This is a genomic window from Spirosoma luteolum, assembly GCF_054778875.1.
The window spans coordinates 545,879-563,781 of the sequence record NZ_BAAGZE010000006.1 but is presented as its reverse complement, the minus strand read 5'-3'; the positions used below and the strand labels follow the sequence as shown (position 1 = coordinate 563,781).

Annotated in this window: 12 protein-coding genes; 7 read left to right on the top strand and 5 right to left on the bottom strand. The window is 59.8% G+C overall.

The annotated features are described in order from the left end of the window. Positions 1 to 55: 55 nt before the first annotated feature. From ACYVAC_RS12910 to ACYVAC_RS12900, 3 genes are all read right to left on the bottom strand, one after another. Positions 56 to 2,326, bottom strand: a complete 2,271-nt coding sequence (locus ACYVAC_RS12910) for an NADP-dependent malic enzyme (protein ID WP_461098102.1) — start codon at positions 2,324 to 2,326, stop codon at positions 56 to 58. 107 nt (positions 2,327 to 2,433) lie between these two features. After that, positions 2,434 to 3,468 carry a hypothetical protein gene (locus ACYVAC_RS12905; RefSeq protein ID WP_461098101.1) on the bottom strand — a complete coding sequence of 345 codons (1,035 nt, stop codon included), beginning with the start codon at positions 3,466 to 3,468 and terminating at the stop codon, positions 2,434 to 2,436. A 66-nt stretch (positions 3,469 to 3,534) separates the two neighbouring features. Next, a complete protein-coding gene (locus ACYVAC_RS12900) occupies positions 3,535 to 4,272 on the bottom strand; it encodes a hypothetical protein (protein ID WP_461098100.1) in 738 nt (245 codons plus the stop codon). A gap of 330 nt (positions 4,273 to 4,602) precedes the next feature. Between ACYVAC_RS12900 and ACYVAC_RS12895 the strand changes: the two genes are divergently transcribed. From ACYVAC_RS12895 to corA, 4 genes are all read left to right on the top strand, one after another. Further along, entirely contained in the window at positions 4,603 to 5,631 is a 1,029-nt protein-coding gene (locus ACYVAC_RS12895) for a YrzE family protein (RefSeq protein ID WP_461098099.1), read from the top strand. A gap of 303 nt (positions 5,632 to 5,934) precedes the next feature. Then, positions 5,935 to 9,006: an amidohydrolase family protein gene (locus ACYVAC_RS12890; protein ID WP_461098098.1), complete on the top strand. Its 3,072-nt coding sequence runs from the start codon at positions 5,935 to 5,937 to the stop codon at positions 9,004 to 9,006. Between the two features lie 88 nt (positions 9,007 to 9,094). Then, positions 9,095 to 10,396, top strand: a complete 1,302-nt coding sequence (locus ACYVAC_RS12885; protein WP_461098097.1) for an amidohydrolase family protein — start codon at positions 9,095 to 9,097, stop codon at positions 10,394 to 10,396. A gap of 153 nt (positions 10,397 to 10,549) precedes the next feature. Further along, positions 10,550 to 11,500 (top strand): magnesium/cobalt transporter CorA, encoded by a 951-nt coding sequence (gene corA / locus ACYVAC_RS12880; protein WP_461098096.1) that lies wholly within the window; start codon positions 10,550 to 10,552, stop codon positions 11,498 to 11,500. 73 nt (positions 11,501 to 11,573) lie between these two features. Here the strand turns inward: corA and ACYVAC_RS12875 are convergent, their stop codons facing one another. Further along, positions 11,574 to 12,947 carry a vanadium-dependent haloperoxidase gene (locus tag ACYVAC_RS12875; RefSeq protein ID WP_461098095.1) on the bottom strand — a complete coding sequence of 458 codons (1,374 nt, stop codon included), beginning with the start codon at positions 12,945 to 12,947 and terminating at the stop codon, positions 11,574 to 11,576. A gap of 368 nt (positions 12,948 to 13,315) precedes the next feature. Between ACYVAC_RS12875 and ACYVAC_RS12870 the strand changes: the two genes are divergently transcribed. The 3 genes from ACYVAC_RS12870 (at position 13,316) to ACYVAC_RS12860 (ending at position 16,878) form a co-directional block, all read left to right on the top strand. Continuing rightward, positions 13,316 to 14,779 (top strand): DUF6600 domain-containing protein, encoded by a 1,464-nt coding sequence (locus ACYVAC_RS12870; protein ID WP_461098094.1) that lies wholly within the window; start codon positions 13,316 to 13,318, stop codon positions 14,777 to 14,779. 137 nt (positions 14,780 to 14,916) lie between these two features. Continuing rightward, entirely contained in the window at positions 14,917 to 15,708 is a 792-nt protein-coding gene (gene truA / locus ACYVAC_RS12865; protein ID WP_461098093.1) for a tRNA pseudouridine(38-40) synthase TruA, read from the top strand. Between the two features lie 66 nt (positions 15,709 to 15,774). Continuing rightward, positions 15,775 to 16,878 (top strand): L-dopachrome tautomerase-related protein, encoded by a 1,104-nt coding sequence (locus ACYVAC_RS12860; RefSeq protein WP_461098092.1) that lies wholly within the window; start codon positions 15,775 to 15,777, stop codon positions 16,876 to 16,878. Positions 16,879 to 16,960: 82 nt separating this feature from the next. Here ACYVAC_RS12860 and ACYVAC_RS12855 read toward each other — a convergent pair whose 3' ends face one another. Then, complete coding sequence (locus tag ACYVAC_RS12855; RefSeq protein ID WP_461098091.1) at positions 16,961 to 17,524, bottom strand: type 1 glutamine amidotransferase domain-containing protein; 564 nt, start codon at positions 17,522 to 17,524, stop codon at positions 16,961 to 16,963. Positions 17,525 to 17,903: the final 379 nt, after the last annotated feature.

Below are 17,903 nucleotides of genomic sequence, written 5' to 3'. Positions count from 1 at the left end.
TTTTTGGTACTGATGAGTGGTCGGAGGGGGTACGCGGGCGTACCCCCTCCGCCGGTTATTCTTTTCCCTGAGCCTCCACCACGGCGATGGCTACCATATTGACGATTTCGCGCTCCGACGAACCCAGCTGCAGCACATACACGGGCTTGTCGATACCCAGCAGAATGGGGCCGATGGCGTCGAAACCGGCGGCTTCGCTCATCAGGTTGTAGGCAATGTTGGCCGCCGACAGGTTGGGGAAAATAAACGTATTAGCCCCTTCGTCGACCAGTTTGCTGAACGGGTAGTTCTGCCGAAGCAGCTCGGTGTTGAAACCCAGGTGCGCCTGAATTTCGCCGTCGACAATCAGATCGGGGCGTTTTTTCTGGAGCAGGCTGGTGGCCTGGTGCATTTTTTCGGCATCGTCGCCCTTGGCACTCCCAAAGTTCGAGTAGGTGACCAGCGCAATGCGGGGCTTGATGTTGAAGCGCTCTACGGCCCGGGCGGTCATTTCGGTGATGGCCACGATTTCGTCGGCCGTCGGGTTGAAATTGACCGTGGTGTCGGAAAAGAACAGGGGCCCGCGTTTGGTGAGCAGGATATACATCCCGGCTACTTTTTCCACACCGGCTTCTTTACCGATGATCTGCAGCGCCGGCCGGATGGTGTCGGGGTAGTTGCGTGTCAGACCCGAGATCAGCGCGTCGGCTTCGCCCGTTTCGACCATCATGGCGCCGAAGTAGTTTCGGTAGTAGATCATCTTCTGCGCTTCCGAAATAGTCATGCCTTTCCGTTGCCGCTTTTCGAAAAACAAATCGCCGAAGCGTTTGATGAGATCGGCCTGTTCGGGCGCGCGCGGGTCGATGATGGGGGTGTTGCCCAGGTCGAGGTTGTTCTGGCTGATCATCTGCCGGATCATGTCGGCCTGCCCCAGCAGAATGGGGTGGGCAATGCCTTCGTCGCGCACCTGCTGGGCGGCTTTGAGCACTTTCAGGTTTTCGGCATCGGCAAAGACCACCCGCTTCGGGTTGGTTTTGGCCTTGTTGCTGATGGCCCGCGATATGCGGTTGTCCTGCCCCAGCCGGCGGGCCAGCTGGCTTTCATAGGCGTCCCAGTCGGTAATGGGATGTTTGGCCACGCCCGACGCCATGGCGGCCCGCGCCACGGCCGGCGCCACCGTGCCGAGCAGTCGCGGATCGACGGGTTTGGGAATGATATAAGTGCGGCCAAACAGCAGGTTATCGGTGCCGTAGGCCAGATTCACCAGATCGGGCACCGGCTTCTTGGCCAGTTCGGCCAGGGCCATGGTAGCCGCCAGCTTCATGGGCTCGTTGATCTCGGTAGCCCGCACGTCGAGCGCTCCCCGAAAAATGTAGGGAAAGCCCAGCACGTTGTTCACCTGGTTGGGGTAGTCGGAGCGGCCCGTGGCCATGATAATGTCGGGGCGGGCGGCCGTGGCGTCTTCGTAGCTGATTTCGGGTGTCGGGTTGGCCATCGCAAACACGATCGGGTTGTCGGCCATCGACCGGACCATATCGGGGCTGACCACATTGCCTTTGGAGAGGCCGATAAATACGTCGGCCCCCACGAACGCTTCGGCCAGCGTGGTCAGGTCGCGGGTGGTGGCAAACTGCCGCTTGCGCTCGTCGAGGTCGGTGCGGTCGGCGCGGATCACACCCTTGCTGTCGCACATCACCAGATTTTCGGGCCGGGCACCCAGCGCCAGGTATAGTTTGGAACATGAAATGGCCGATGCGCCGGCCCCGTTGACCACAATCCGGACGTCGGCGATGGGTTTGCCCACCAGTTCGAGCGCGTTGAGCAGCGCAGCCCCCGAGATAATGGCGGTGCCGTGCTGATCGTCGTGCATGATCGGGATGTTCAGCTCCTTCTTGAGTCGCTCTTCAATCTCGAAGCACTCCGGCGCTTTGATATCCTCCAGATTGACGCCCCCGAAGGTGGGCTCCAATACCTTCACCGTCCGCACAAACTCGTCGACGTCTTTGGTATTCAGTTCGATATCGAACACGTCGATGTCGGCGTAGATTTTAAACAGCAGGCCTTTCCCTTCCATCACAGGTTTGCCGGCTTCGGGGCCTATATCGCCCAGGCCGAGCACAGCCGTACCGTTGCTGATCACGGCCACCAGATTGCCCTTGGCCGTATATTTATACACATCGTCGACGTTCTCGGCGATGGCCAGGCAGGGTTCGGCCACGCCGGGCGAATACGCCAGCGAGAGGTCGCGCTGGGTGGAGTAGGCTTTGGTCGGAACCACTTCCAGCTTGCCGGGCCGGCCGTTGGCGTGGTAGTCGAGGGCGTCTTCGCGCCGGATTTTCTGTTGCATACGGGATTCGTCAAGGCACCACCAGGGTGCAGGCTAAGGGGCCGCTAAGGTACGGAAAGAAGCTTTGCCACCGGGCGGGCGGCCCGACGATTGTGCCCTTAAGGGTGCTACAGCCGGTTGGCGCGCTGCCATAACCCAATACCCGCACTCAGACACACCAGCGCCAGCAGGACGAACACGCCCAGCCGTACGTAAGGCCGACTGCGTGGTTTGTCCCGGGCATTGTTTCGCGCCAGTAGCCGAAAGCCTGTTTCGGTGGTGATGCCGTAGACCCGAATCGAGCGGTAATAAGCGTAGCGGTCGGCAAAGGTGAGGGGTTGCTGCCGGGTCAGTCGACGCGCCACATCCGGCTCCTTCACCAGCACCTGTACGGCTGAGCCGGGCTTGACGATAGCTGGCAGCCACCGCAACGTATCGCTGAAATCGCCCCGGCGGGCGTAGAACCTAAACTCCGGGAAAGCCGTCAGCCGTATGACGTAGCCGTTGATGCGAAACTTACCCTGGTCGACGAGCAGCGACTGCACCTGACTGCTAACAGGGACCAGCGGAGTTGGCCTGGCGGGTGGGGGCGTGTACTGGAGAAAACCGGTCAGGACCAGCCCCGCGCCGACCAGCCCCAGCAGGCCCAGCAAAAAAGTAAGCCGCCGGGCTTCGGGGCGGGAGACAACCGGTCGGTAGGGGACGGCCGTGCCCTGTTCGGTAAGGCGGGCTGCCAGTTCGTCAAATGCCGGAAAATCAGTTGATCGCAGGCTGAACCAGTCGTCGGCCAGGTACACCGTCAGCTCGGTCCAGATTTGACCCTCGGCTCCGCTTGTTCGCAGGTTGTACGACCGGATTGCCGTGTAAGGCTGTTCGATGCGGGTCAGATTGCTTTTCCGCACGATCAGCCGATCCGTCAGCAGCTGAATGCTACGGGTCTGGCCGAGACGTTCCTGGCAGACAAGCAGCAGAAAGAAAAGCCCGAGGCAGATCGACGCCAGCATCAGGTCGAGCATGGGGTAGGGGTACTGCACCAGCCAGATGCCCATGGGTACTGCCAACAGGGGCATGCCAACCAGAAAACCATGCAGCAGCCGAAACGGCCAGTGGGTAGGGGCGCGGTGCCGGGTTGGCGCAACAGAAGCAGGGCTGGTGACAGGCATAACGGTGTGGCAATATACCCGGAAAAGAAAGCGGCTGGCTGCTGCCTACCCATCCCGTCTGGCCCGCTAGGGCTGGCTGTTATAAACGACAAACAGTGCCGACAGGCCATCGCGGGTTTTCAGGTCGGGGTTGTGCGTCCGGAGCCACTCGTCGACAAGCGCCTGTCGGTCGGCCATAAGCGCCAGCAGCGCTTTGCGGCTGGTGGTCAGGCGGGTGGCCTGCCCGTTCTGCCCCACATACCAGTCTATTTTCGGCAGCAGTACGTCGTCTTTCGAGCCCGTATTGAGCGCCACGTTGTAAGTGGCCCGCTTCAGGTAGATCGTTGGGTGGCAGAGCAGCGTAAGCCGGCCCGGCACCACTTCCTCGAAAAAATCCGATAGGCGGTCGGCATCGCCCCGGTACTCACGCACGTTGCGGTACTGGCGCACCCGGCCACCGGCCTCGCTGACCCGGAACTGCCGGATCGACTCGGCCCGGGCCGCGCGCAGGTCGGTGGGGCTGGGCCGTAGTTCGAGCGTATGCGTACGGCCGTTGTAGCGCATGGGCAGCCCCGCCAGCGAATCGGTAGTGGGCGTAAGCCGGCCGTAAAACTGCACAGTACCCCGCTGCCAGGTCGAGTCGAGGTAGGCCGTACCGATGAGCTGGCCCGGATCGCCCGCCACGCCGTAAAGCACCCCCGTAGCCGGAATGGTCATGCCATTGAAATTAATCCGGTCGCGGGTGGTCTGAGACATGTCGCTGGTCTGGGCCAGCACTGTGCTGAAGCAGAAAGGGAGGAAGCCTAAAAGTCGGGCGAGTGCCATGATAACAGTGATTTTGGGGAAGCGTTTGTCACCGAGACGGCAGCGTCGCGGAGTGAATAGCGGGTTAGTACAAGTGGTAGCAGGGGTAGCCGGCTCGGTCTGGTTCAGCGGTTGCCTGGTGGGCCGAAATGGGCGGTACACGGCTGGGCTGTTGCCAGCGCGGGTGCTCCGCTGCAATTTAAAAGCCATGAAAAAATGAACAACACCTGGTTCGCCTTGTTATGGCAACTACTTAACGCCGTTGTGTATTTATACTTAATGGGCAGGTGGCCACTACCCGGCAACGAGCGCTTAAGGAACAAGCAACGTATATAAACACTCAACGAAAAAATGGAAAACACAATCTCCGCACAAAACCCGGCCCGGTACGCTCCGTTGCCGGCCTACAAACGTATTTCCTGGAGTGCCGTCTTTGCCGGTGTTCTGGTAGCTATTGTCAGTCAGATGCTGCTGACGCTGCTTGGGCTGGGTATCGGGCTCGGTACGATCGATGCCGTCGAAGAGCAGAACCCAACGGCTGGACTGGGTATTGGCAGTGCCATCTGGTATATACTGAGCAGCCTGATCTCCCTGTTTCTGGGGGGCTGGATTGCGGGTCGGCTGGTAAGTGCGCCCCGGCTGTTCGATGGCATTATCCATGGCGTACTGACCTGGTGCGTGGCTACCCTGCTGACGATTTATTTCCTGACCACAACGCTGGGCAGCCTGATTGGTGGCGCCGGCCGCCTGGTGGGGGGCATCGTCCGGACCGCGGGTTCGGCCGCGGCAGCGGCTGCGCCCCAACTGGGCAATGCCGTGCAGGATCAGCTTAAAGCAAACGGGGTAGATATCGATCTGAGCGACTTAAAGGGCGAGATTGATCAGGTGCTGCGCGAAACGGGTAAAAAACAACTGCGCCCCGAAGCCCTTGAAAAGCAGGCCGATCGGGCGGTAGATGAGGCCAAGGGAGCCGCCGAAACGGCTGCCGAAAACCCGCAACAGGCCGACGAAACTGCCGACAACGTGCTCGACGTGTTCATCAAACGGGGAAAAGGCGTGGCTGATCAGATTGACCGGGAAGCTGCCATCAACGTGGTGATGAAACGGACCGGTAAAAGCCGGGCCGAGGCCAGTCAGGTAGTCGACAACTGGGTGAAGACCTACGAGCAGGCCCGGGTGAAATTCGAGCAAACAAAGAAAGAGGCCGAAGTAAAAACCCGCGAAGTGGCCGATGGCGCTGCATCAGCTGGTTCGAAAGCCGCCATCTTTGGCTTTATCGGCCTCCTGATCGGTGTGGTTGCATCGGGCTACGGGGCCAAAACCGGTACCGAATCGAAAGATAATACCAGCCGCTACGACCGGCCTGTCGGGCAGCGATAAGGTAGTGTAGCGCTGTAAAACCGCCAGGCCAGCGGCCATGCAGCATTCAGATCGACGGGGTGTTTGCCAGCAGTATAAGCTGGCAAACACCCCGTCGATTTTTTTGATGGTTCCGTGGGCGCATATAGTCGGGGCGGGGGGCGTCGAGAGGAGGCTGGGCTGGTGTTCGGGACACTCGTGGCGATAAGTAACTCCTGATGAATGAAGATCCAGGGAGACGAAATTTTATTTGGGATAGCTGCCATAATACCCCCTCGTATTCGCTACTTTTGGCCGGTAAAACCCAATCATCAACCGAATTCTATGAGAAAACATGTCCTCTCGGGACTGTTTGTGATGGCGCTGGCTTCCGGTGCCATTGCCCAGACAACCTTCCCCCAAAACGGGGTCCACGATGAACGGCCGGGGCTCTACGCCTTCACCAACGCCACCATCGTCGTTGACCCGAAAACAACCCTCCAGAATGCCACCCTGCTGATCCGCGATGGACGCGTCGAAGCGGTGGGCACCAACGTAAAGCTGCCCGCCGGTGTGGTGGCTACCAACCTCAACGGCCGCCGGATTTACCCCGCACTGGTCGAACTGGATTCGGATTACGGGATGCCCGAAGTCCGGCGCGAACCCGGTGGTGGTCGCAGTGCCCCGCAGCTCGAATCAAACAAAAAAGGTGCTTACTACTGGAACCAGTCGGTACAGCCCGAAAACGACGCCAGTCTGCTGTTCAAAGCCAATGCTGCCAAAGCCGACGAACTGCGGAAGATCGGGTATGGCGCGGTGCTGACCCACCCCCACGATGGGATTGTGCGCGGCACGGGAGCACTCGTGACACTGGCCGACGACCGGGAAAACATGGTGGTACTGAAACCGGGCGCCACCACCCACTATTCGTTCAACCGCGGCACGTCTAACCAGACCTACCCCAACTCGATCATGGGCACGGTAGCGCTGATTCGGCAGGCCATGTACGATGCCGACTGGTACAAACGGGCGGGCAGCGGGCAGCAGGAAAACCTGTCGCTGGCGGCTCTGAACCGCAACCTGGCCTTGCCGGCTATCTTCGAGGTGACCGACAAACTCGGCGTACTGCGGGCCGACAAGATTGGCGACGAATTCGGTAAGCAGTACATTATCCGCAGCGGGGGCGACGAATACCAGCGTCTGAGCGAAGTGAAAGCCACGGGCGCATCGCTGATCGTGCCGGTCAATTTCCCCCAGCCCTACGATGTCGAAGACCCCTGGGATGCCGACAACGTATCGATCGCCGAACTGAAGCACTGGGAAATGGCGCCCATGAATGCCGGTAAGCTGGCGGCTGCGGGCATTCCGTTTGCCATTACCACGGCCGGTCTGCGCAACAAAGCCGATTTCTGGGGTAACATCCGCAAAGCCATTGAAAACGGCCTGACCGAAGAGCGGGCGCTCGACGCCCTCACCCTGGCCCCCGCCAGACTCATCGGTGCCGACGATCAGGTTGGTACATTGCAGAAAGGCCGCATTGCCAACTTCATTATCACCTCGGGCAACCTGTTTTCGCCCGACAACGTGATCTATGAAAACTGGATTCGCGGCAAACAGTATGTGGTAGGGCAGAAAGATGCCGCCGACCTGCGGGGCGTCTGGACCATGACGCTCGGCAACGGGCAGAACATGAAGCTGAACATCACCGGCAAAACCATGGAGAAGCCGGAGTATCAGCTGATGGCCGATACCACCAAACTGACGCCCAAAGTAAGTGTGAGCGGTGATTTCGTGACGATGCAGGTACAGCTCGACAAGAAAAAACCCGGCACGACCCGCCTGACGGGCTACCGCACTGGCAACACCATTAAGGGCGATGGCGAAACACCCGAGGGTAAAGTCGTAACGTGGTCGGCTACGCGCACGGCCGATGCGCCCCAGTCGACGACCGCTACGAGCAGCACCGCTACCAGTGCCACGGCCACCATGGCCCGCTCGACCACGGCCCTGCCCGCCAGCGCCACGGCGGTTATGTATCCGTTTGTGGGCATGGGCAACCTGCAGAAGCCCCAGGCCGAAACCATGCTGATTCGCAACGCCACGGTCTGGACCAACGAGAAAGACGGCATTCTGAGTGGTGCCGACGTACTGGTGTCGAACGGCAAGATTACGCAGGTCGGTAAAAACCTGACCGCCCCCGCCGGTGCCCGCGTGGTCGACGGAACGGGTAAGCACCTCACCAACGGTATCATCGACGAGCACTCGCACATTGCCCTACTGTCGGTCAACGAAGGCTCGCAGTCGAGTACGGCGGAGGTGCGCATGGCCGATGCGGTCAACTCCGAAGATATCAACATCTACCGGCAGCTGGCGGGTGGCGTTACCACGTCGCAGCTGCTTCACGGCTCGGCCAACGCCATCGGCGGGCAGTCGGCGCTGGTGAAGCTGAAATGGGGCGAGGCCCCCGAGAATATGCTCATCAAAGGAGCCGATGGGTTCATCAAATTTGCCCTGGGCGAAAACGTGAAGCAGGCTAACTGGGGCGATGCGGTCCGGGTTCGGTTTCCGCAAACCCGCATGGGCGTCGAACAGGTCTACATGGACCACTTCACCCGCGCCCGTGAATACGACAACGCCTGGGTTGCCTACAACAAACTGAGTGCGAAAGAGAGAGCCAAAGCTACCGCACCCCGTCGCGACATCGAACTGGAAACGCTGGCCGAGATTCTGAACAAAAAACGGTTCATCACCTGCCACTCCTACGTGCAGTCGGAGATCAACATGCTGATGAAAGTGGCCGACTCGCTGGGCTTCAAAGTAAACACCTTTACGCACATCCTGGAAGGCTATAAACTGGCCGACAAGATGGCGCAGCACGGGGCCGGCGGCTCGTCGTTTGCCGACTGGTGGGCCTACAAAATGGAGGTGCACGATGCCATTCCGTACAACGCGGCCCTGATGCACAAGCAGGGCGTAACGGTGTCGATCAACTCGGATGACGCCGAAATGGCGCGCCGGCTGAATCAGGAAGCGGCTAAGGCGGTCGAGTACGGCGGTATCAGCGAAGAGGATGCCTGGAAAATGGTGACGCTCAACCCGGCCAAACTGCTCCACCTCGACAATCGGCTGGGCAGTGTGAAGGCGGGTAAAGACGCCGACCTGGTGCTCTGGAATGCCAGCCCGCTGGCCATCTACGCCCGGCCCGAACTGACTATCATCGACGGGGCGGTGTATTTCAGCCTGAAAGACGAAGACGCCAAACGCGAAGCCATGCAGGCCGAACGGGCCCGGCTGATTCAGAAAAGCATGACGGCCAAAGCAGGAGGTGCCACCACCACGCGCCCCACCTTCCGCCGGAGCCGCATGTGGCACTGCGAAGATGTTGAAGGCATACTGGCCGAAGGAGAAGAAAAATAAGGTTGTGGTTGGTGGTTTGTCGTTCGAATCCCTGCCGGGTCAGCTACCCGGAAACGACAAACAACAAACAACACACTGAACAAAAGCGATGAAAAAACTACTCATACCCATATTTGCTCTGGCCTCGCTCACGAGTTTTGGCCAGAATCCGGCGCCGGCCCGGGCGCAGGATCACCCCATCGTGCTGATGGGGGGCACCGCCCACCTTGGCAACGGGCAGGTCATTCAGAACGCCACCATCCTGTTCGACAAGGGTGTGCTGACCAACGTGGTCGATGGTACGCTGGTGAAGTTTAAGCTCACGAGCGACACCGAAGTCATCGACGTAACGGGCAAACACATCTACCCCGGTCTGATTTCGCCCGCGTCGATCGTGGGGCTGCAGGAAGTGGCGTCGGTACGGGCCACGGTCGATAAGGAAGAAGTCGGCATTCTGAACCCCAACGTGCGGGCGCTGATCGCCTATAATACCGATTCGGAAATCATCCCGACCATCCGCAACAACGGCGTGCTGCTGACGCAGGCCATGCCGCAGGGGGGCACCGTGTCGGGCAGTTCGAGCGTGATGATGACCGACGGCTGGAACTGGGAAGATGCCGCCCTCAGGAAAGACGACGGGCTGTGGCTCAACTGGCCGGGTTACTACGCCCGCGAATTCAACTTCGACGATTTCTCGCTCGTGATCAAACGCAACGAGAAACGCGAAGCGGCCATCAGCGCCCTGAAAGCCACCTTTGCCGATGCCAAAGCCTATGCCGCCATCAGCAATCCGCTGCCCAAAAACCTGCGGCTCGAAGCCATGAAAGGGCTGTTTACGGGTGCGCAGAACCTGTACATCCGGGCCGACTACGCCAAAGACATCGTTGAGTCGGTGCAGTGGGCCAAAGCCATGGGGGTGCAGAAGGTCGTGATCGTGGGCGGAGAAGACGCCAGCCGCGTGATTACGTTTCTGAAAGACAACAGCGTGCCGGTTATTCTGGGCGCACTGCACCGGTTGCCCAACCGCGAAGACGAAGATGTCGACCTGCCGTATCGCCTGCCCGGCATGCTGCAGAAAGCCGGCGTACTGGTGGGCCTGAGCTATGCCGACGAGTGGTGGCGGGCCCGTAACCTGGCCTTTCAGGCCGGCACGGCGGCTGGTTTCGGCGTAACCGACCGCGAAGAAGCGCTGAAGATGGTAACGGCCAACAACGCCAAAATTCTCGGTATCGACAGCATGGTCGGCACGCTCGAGAAAGGCAAACACGCCACCCTGTTCGTATCGGCCGGCGACGCCCTCGACATGCGGACCAATGTGGTCGAGCACGTGTTTATCCAGGGGCGCAAGGTCAACCTCGACGATCGCCACAAGCGCCTGTACCAGATGTACAAAGCCAAGTTCAATAAGTGAGTGCAGGGGTTGTTGTTTACCGTGTAAGCTTGCAGAACGCGATTACGTCAACCCTTGAACAACAAACCCTGAACCCTGAAAAACCGGACTCGCTCCGGTTTTTTTTATGACCTTTGCGGCCAGTACGATTTGTGACCCGCTTCAGCAACCTGTATGATCCGTATCTTCCAGCAGGACGAAACCTTCGTTCGCAAAATCCGCGATATCGACTCTTTCTCCGATACGGAGCGCACTCTGTGGGTCGATCTGCAGAACCCAACCCCGGCGGAGATCAAAAGTATCGAGGAGAAATTCGACGTCGATTTTCTAAGCCAGCAGGAGCAGCTGGAGATTGAGAGCAGTTCGCGCTACATCGAAGAAGACGACTTTCTGATCGCCAACTCCAACTTTCTCGTACCCGACCAGGAGCAGCGCTACGTGACGGTGCCGGTTAGTTTTATCCTGAAAGATGATACCCTGTTTACGTACCGCAACGCGGATCTGAAGTCGTTTGCCGATACGGTGAAGCGCATCAAAACGCGTCGGGCGGGCTTTAAGGATGGCGCGCAGATTCTGATCTACATCTTCGAGTCGCGCATCGACTACGACGCCGATCTGGTCGAGTTGCTGTCGGGCGAAATCAAGGCTATCAACCGCATGCTCGATCTCGACGCCAACCTCGACCGGGAGATGCTGCTCAACATCAACGATTACCAGGAGCTGACCATGTCCATCCGGGAAAACGTGGTCGATAAGCAGCGGGTGATTTCGTCGATGATCCGCTCCGACGGCTGGTTTACCGATGAGGAACAGCAACGGCTGCGGACGTTGATTAAAGATATCAACTCCCTGATCGACCACACCAACTTCATCTTCGAGCGGCTGGAGTTTCTGCAGAATACCTACCTCGGTCTGATCGACCTGGAGCAGAACCGGGTCGTGAAAATCTTCACCGTGGTGTCGCTGGTGTTTCTGCCGCCCACGCTGCTGGCCAGCATCTGGGGCATGAACTTCGACAGTATGCCCGAACTGCACTGGCGCTTCGGCTACGGCTTTGCCCTGACCCTGATGGCCCTCTCGTCGGCCCTGACGGTGTATATCTTCCGGCGTAAAAACTGGCTTTGAACCAATACACATAAATGATTGCGCCCCTGATGCCGGCTGTCGGATCAGGGGCGCAATCGTTTGTGGGGGTTGCTCAGACCGTCTGCGGCTGGCCGGCCGGCACCGCCATGGGCATGGGCATACGGGGTTTGAGCAGTTGCGTCGCTACCAGCTCGCCAACCCGGGTGCCTGACAGAAAACCGTTGTCGCCGTCCCACTGAAAATGCACGCCCAGATACACCCGGCTGCGGGCATTTTCGAGGGCCGCTGCCGTAAGGCTGTTGAACGACCGTTGCCGGACGGTGGCGTTGGGGTCCTCGGTAGTAGCTATAAACGTGATGTTGTCGGTGCCCAGCGCAATGCGCATAGCGGCTGCGTGGGCCGCGCCGAAGGTGGCATGCCCCGATACGTAGGCCGGGAAGGCCGGCGAAAAGTGCGTGACTACATTGGCGGGCATCGGCTGGCCGGGCGCACTGGTCATGCCCTGAGCCGGCGCTGTTCGCGACAGAGGTTGCCAGGTCGGGTCGTGCACGGTACCCACATTCCCATCGGCATTGGCTTCGTGAATGGCCGTTTCGGGGCGCCACAGGTCGATGGGCGTTTCGTATTTGGCATCCCAGGCCACCACGGCGGCATCGGCCATGGCCATACCCACCAGGGCAAACAACCGGGCGGTTTCGACCAGCGACAGGTTGCGCTGCCGGGCAATGGTGGCCGTGAGGCTGTACAGTTGTCCCGGCGGTTTAGACGTACCGTCGAGATCGTTGGCCCAGAAAAAGGCAATCTGGGTCTGTTCGTCGGTGCGCCCGGCCGAGTTGGCGCCACCCAGCAGCCGAACCTCTTCAACCTGAGCCGCGTACTCGGGGCTGGCCAGCAGGTCGCTCATGGTGGCGTAACCACCCGGCAGGGTGGGGCGGAAGGCGTGGGGCGACGGCCAGCTAGAAAAGGGCCGCACCCGCCCCCAGTGTGGGGTAACGCCCGTGGTGTTGGGCTGGGTAGGGCGCCAGTAGCCCGGCAGGATGCTGCCGTTCGATACGCCCCCCTGATCGTAGCCATCGGCCTGCCGACTGGCCAGCACCGCATCGGCCAGGCACTCGCCATACGTACGGCTGCCGGCATGCTCGGCGGCTGTGGCCTGGATGCCGAGAAACAGCGTCTGGAACGAGAGGTTCACGGTCTGCTGCACGGCGGTCTGTCGGGTGGCGGCTACCACGTGGCTATCCTGGGCCAGCTGGGTCAGCACACGCTGAGCCGCGTAGATTGCCGATAGTTCGGGGCGGGCGTTGGGGTCCGGAAGGCAGGTCAGTGCGTTCAGGTAGCTGTCGTAAGGCGTGCCGCTGAGGCTGTTGACGGCCTCGAACATGGCCAGGTGCAGGATGGCGCCCGAACGGGCAATGACGCCCGGGGCACCAGCCGCAATTCGGACCGTCTGCAAAAAAATCTCGTTGCAAGTGGCGATACTAGTCATCGGTACTGGTTTGGTTAGAAAGGTGTCTGGAAGGGGCCCGGTTAGCGCACCGGGCTACACGCGCTCCACCTCGTTTACAGACCGGCGGAGACAGTCCTGCTGGATAAAGAAAGGGACTGACCGAAGCCCTACGGGCCCTGCAGCGGCTTCGGTCAGGTGGTTGGGTTGGGATGTGGAAGAAGCCGGAGCTCACGACAAAAGTGCGCTCCGCCGGAGGGCAATCCAATCCCATAAAAGGGGGATGCCAGCCGGGAGCGAACGGGGAAGAATGCTAAACCGCAGAAAGTTGCCGGCGGCATTAAACGATGGTTATCGAAATGCATCAAACGGATGTGCTGCTTCCGGCACGGCGTTTTTTTCTTACAGCCATGAACGTTCCCAAACACATAGTTGCCAGTTTGCTGCTCGTCTTCGCCACGATCAGTGTCTCGCCCGTGGCGCGGGTATCGGCGCAGCCCGGGGTCAATGTTCCGGTGCAGGCGTTTTACAATGAACTGGCCCCCTACGGGCAGTGGGTGCAGCACCCGTATTACGGCACGGTCTGGATTCCCGACGCTGCCCCCGGCTTTCAGCCCTACGCGACCGATGGCCACTGGGTTGTGACGGAGTTTGGCAATACCTGGGTGTCTGACTATCCGTGGGGCTGGGCACCGTTCCACTACGGCCGCTGGATTTTCGACCAGCAGTACGGCGGGTGGGCCTGGATTCCGGATTCGGAGTGGGGGCCGGCCTGGGTATCGTGGCGGTCGGGTGGTGGTTACTACGGCTGGGCACCGCTGGGCCCCGGCGTCGATATCAACGTAACGGTCAATATTCCGGCTCCGTACTGGACCTTCGTGCCGCAGGTGTACATCAACAGCCCGCAGTGGTATAGCTACCGGGTGGCCCGGCCGCGGGGGTACGCCATCTACCAGAACACGGTCGTGATCAACAACGTGTACCGGTACAACAACCGGGCGTATGTGTACGGACCGCAGCGCGCCGAAATCGAGCGTATCACCCGCCGGCCCGTTACGGTCTACCGCATCGACCGGCTCGACCGGCCCGGCCGCAGTGTCATCAACGGCAACTCGGTTGGTTTCTACCACCCCGACGGTCGCTACCGCAACTATGACAACGACCGCTACAACGGCAACCGCAGCGGTAACTACGGCTACGGCAACGGGCGTGGCTACGGCAACGATCCCTACGGCAACAACCGGCCCGACAACCGCGCCTACCCCAACGGGGGCTATGGCAATGGCAACGACAAGAATGGTCGCCCTGGCAACGGAGGGTATAACAACAATGGTGGCTACAACAACGGCCGGGGCTATGGCAACGACCGGTCGGCTACCGGGGGGTATAACAACGGGTATTCCAACGGCCGTTCGGGCGCCGATGCCCCGCCGGCGGGACCAGCCAACGGGGGCTACAATGCCCCCAGCCCAGCCCCGCAGCCCGAGACTACCCGACCCAGCTACCCGAGCCGGGGCACCTACACGCCATCGACCGGTAACCCCGACCGGGGCAACTACGGTGGCGGCCGTACCGACGTTGGCTCGCAGCCGCAACAGCCGCGTAACCAAGGCGCATCCACACCGGGCGCATCCACGCCGGGCGACTATCAGCCCTCGCGCGGACGGGGTGGCTACCAGCAGCCGCTAAGCCCGGCGCCCAATATCGATCAGTCCGGCCCGGGTGCGAACCGGGCAGAATCACCCCGGATGGATGCACCCCGCGTGGAAACGCCCCGCCAGGAGCATCAGAACCCCGGTAATGGGTCGTTTAACGGCGACCGGGAGTCGGCACCCGGCCAGGGGGGCGAACGGGGCCGGCGCGGTCCCCGCTAATCAGATACCCGGAGCTTGCATGGGCCCACACAGCTTACCCACCGTAGGGGGTTGGTCGCCAGGTGCGGCCAGCCCCCATTTTTTTGTGCGCTGGGGCGCGGGCCCAAAAACCACCGATGGGCGTACCTTTGCAGTCTATGCGTTATTTTATCGAGCTCTCGTACCGCGGCACGGCCTACCACGGCTGGCAAACGCAGGCCAACGGAACCAGTGTGCAGCATACCCTCGAACGGGCGCTGTCGAAACGGCTGGGCAAGCCGGTCGCGGTGATGGGCAGCGGCCGCACCGATGCGGGGGTGCATGCCGAGCAGCAGTTTGTACACCTGGACCTCGACGAGCCCCTCGACCTGACCGATGCCCTGCTGTATTCGCTCAACTGCGTGCTGCCCGACGACATTGCCCTGCGGGCCATTTTCCCGGTTGGCCCCACCGATCACGCCCGGTTTTCGGCGGTGTCGCGCTACTACGAATACCGCATTTCGCGCCAGAAGAACGCGTTTATGCCCGGCCTGGCGCTTCATTTCCGGCACGCGCTGGATATCGATCGGATGAATGAGGCCTGCGCGGTGCTGCTGCGCCATTCCGATTTCAAAAGCCTGAGTAAGGTGCGGGCCAACGTAACGCATTTTCGGTGTGCGCTTGCCTTTGCCTACTGGACTACCGGCCCCGGCGATCGGCTGACGTTTCATATCAAAGCCAACCGGTTTCTGTGGGGCATGGTCCGTACCATTGTCGGACTGATGCTTGCGATTGGGCAGGGGCGGCTCAGCCTGGAGGCCTTCGATCAGATTCTGCTGGCCCGCGACCGAACGGTGGCCGGCCGACCCGCGCCCGCCAACGGACTGTATCTGGTGGGGGTCGGTTACCCCGAGCATGTGCTGGCCCATCGGGCACGGGGCGTAGCCGACCGGCCCATAACCAGCGCCTAGAAAAAAGAAACCTTGCCACGTTCCTGCGGTTGTGTACACACGAATACAAACGACTTACACAACGGTATGAACACAAAATCATGGATGGGCGCAGCGGTTTTTACCCTGCTGGCCATTACCCACCCGGTTTCGGCCCAGACGGCAAAGCTGGAACCCGTATTTAAAGACGATACCTATCAGCTGACGGGTGTAGCGGTATCCAAAACAGGGCGTATGTTTATCAACTACCCCTACTGGACCGACACCTACAAATACGCGCTGGTTGAAGTGCAGAAAGATGGCTCGGTAAAACCCTATCCCGACGCGAGCTGGAACAGCTGGAAGATGGGCCAGGACCCCACCAACAAATGGGTGTGCGTGCAGTCGGAATACGTCGATGATAAAGACCGTCTGTGGGTAATCGACCCGGCCAGCCCCAAGCAACAGGGGGTGTATAAGGATGCCCACAAACTGGTCTGTTTCGACCTGGCGACCAATAAAGTCATCAAGAGCTATTCGTTTAAAGGCATCGTGGGGCCACAGAGCTACCTCAACGATATCCGCGTCGATACGAAGCGGGAAATCGTGTACGTGACCGAATCGCAGCAGGGCGGGGTGGCCGTAATCGACATCAACAGTGGCAAAATTCGAATGACATTACAGGGTGACCCCTCGGTTAAAGTCGACCCGGCGTTTAAATTTATAATCGACGGTCGTTTGCTGCGCGACGACAAAGGACCCGTCAAGTTCAACTCCGACGGGCTGGCGCTCACCCCCGATGGCGACTGGCTCTACTACAAGCCCCTGTCGGACGATAAGCTGTACCGCATCGAAACGAAATACCTGCGCGACGAAAAAATTGCCGACAAGGTGCTGAGCAGCAAAGTGGACACACTGGGCCGGTATGCCACTACCGACGGCATGATTATCGACAGCAAAAACCGGCTCTACCTGGGCGATATTCTGAACTATACCATGCTGCGACTCGACGCGGGCCCTGGCACTAAAGCCCCCCTCAAGCGCGAAACGCTCGTGACCGACAAAACGCTGCTGCAGTGGCCCGACAGCTACGCTATTCAGGGCGGCTACCTCTACATCACTACGTCGCAGATCGATCACATGGCTAAAAACAACGGCGGCAAATCGACCCGGAAACGGCCATACGAAGTGTTTCGGATGAAAATCGACTAATCCGCTCCCAGGAACAGCTACTAACAAAAAGGGGACACCGCACAACGCGATGTCCCCTTTCTGATTACGGATTGGCCGGTTGTCAGGCGTTGACTTTCACACCGTCGGCAAACAGGGCAATCATGCCTTCGTTGAAGGCCGGAATATCGTCGGGATTGCGGCTCGTTACGAGGTTGCCATCGGTTACTACCTGTTCGTTGACCCAGTTGGCACCGGCATTTTTCAGGTCGGTTTTGATGGATGGGTACGAGGTTAATTTCTTGCCGTCGACAACGCCGGCCTCGATCAGCATGATGGGGGCGTGGCAGATAGCCGCTACGGGTTTGTTGGCCGCGAAGAAATGCTTCACGAACTGAACGGCTTTGTCGTTTTGCCGCAGCGTGTCGGGGTTGATTACGCCACCGGGCAGCAGCAGGGCGTCGTATTGGTTCGGGTCGGCAGCATCGAGGCCCAGATCAACATCGTATGAATCGCCCCAGTCGGTCGAGTCCCAGGCTTTCACCTCACCACCTTTGGGCGAAATGATATGGGTGGTTGCGCCGGCTTCGTCGAGGGCCGCGCGGGGCTTGGTCATTTCTACTTCTTCAAAGCCTGCTGTCAGCAGGATGGCTACTTTCTTTCCGTTGAGGTTTTGTTGCGTGCTCATTGTGTCGTTGTGTTTTATGAACAAACCAGCCCGTGTCGGTAGCGACAGCGAAGGCTGGTGTATGAAAATAAAACGACGGATGCGAGTAATGGTTTTGCCCGACGGATTAAAAACGCAGCGCTGCCGCCACCGGAAACACGATGTCAGTTGACAGACAGGGGTATAAATCGGGACGCCTGAATGACCTGGCACTGCCGGTGCTACCAGTTTGCCGATAACTCAAATGGTTGCCGAAAAACGCTAGGATCGATCGTATTATCGGGCGCCAGATCCGCTGATTTATTGATCATAAATTGTAGTTAATCTATCTGTAAACTAAAGTAATTTGGGTGGGCCAGCGTCCAACTTTATTGGGGCCGTACAGGATAGTCGGGAATGA

Excerpts from the sequence above, each read along its gene's own strand:
- ACYVAC_RS12910 (WP_461098102.1), bottom strand. The coding sequence starts at position 2,326 with ATGCAACAGAAAATCCGGCGCGAAGACGCCCTCGACTACCACGCCAAC.
- ACYVAC_RS12905 (WP_461098101.1), bottom strand. The coding sequence starts at position 3,468 with ATGCCTGTCACCAGCCCTGCTTCTGTTGCGCCAACCCGGCACCGCGCC.
- ACYVAC_RS12900 (WP_461098100.1), bottom strand. The coding sequence starts at position 4,272 with ATGGCACTCGCCCGACTTTTAGGCTTCCTCCCTTTCTGCTTCAGCACA.
- ACYVAC_RS12895 (WP_461098099.1), top strand. The coding sequence starts at position 4,603 with ATGGAAAACACAATCTCCGCACAAAACCCGGCCCGGTACGCTCCGTTG.
- ACYVAC_RS12890 (WP_461098098.1), top strand. The coding sequence starts at position 5,935 with ATGAGAAAACATGTCCTCTCGGGACTGTTTGTGATGGCGCTGGCTTCC.
- ACYVAC_RS12885 (WP_461098097.1), top strand. The coding sequence starts at position 9,095 with ATGAAAAAACTACTCATACCCATATTTGCTCTGGCCTCGCTCACGAGT.
- corA (WP_461098096.1), top strand. The coding sequence starts at position 10,550 with ATGATCCGTATCTTCCAGCAGGACGAAACCTTCGTTCGCAAAATCCGC.
- ACYVAC_RS12875 (WP_461098095.1), bottom strand. The coding sequence starts at position 12,947 with ATGACTAGTATCGCCACTTGCAACGAGATTTTTTTGCAGACGGTCCGA.
- ACYVAC_RS12870 (WP_461098094.1), top strand. The coding sequence starts at position 13,316 with ATGAACGTTCCCAAACACATAGTTGCCAGTTTGCTGCTCGTCTTCGCC.
- truA (WP_461098093.1), top strand. The coding sequence starts at position 14,917 with ATGCGTTATTTTATCGAGCTCTCGTACCGCGGCACGGCCTACCACGGC.
- ACYVAC_RS12860 (WP_461098092.1), top strand. The coding sequence starts at position 15,775 with ATGAACACAAAATCATGGATGGGCGCAGCGGTTTTTACCCTGCTGGCC.
- ACYVAC_RS12855 (WP_461098091.1), bottom strand. The coding sequence starts at position 17,524 with ATGAGCACGCAACAAAACCTCAACGGAAAGAAAGTAGCCATCCTGCTG.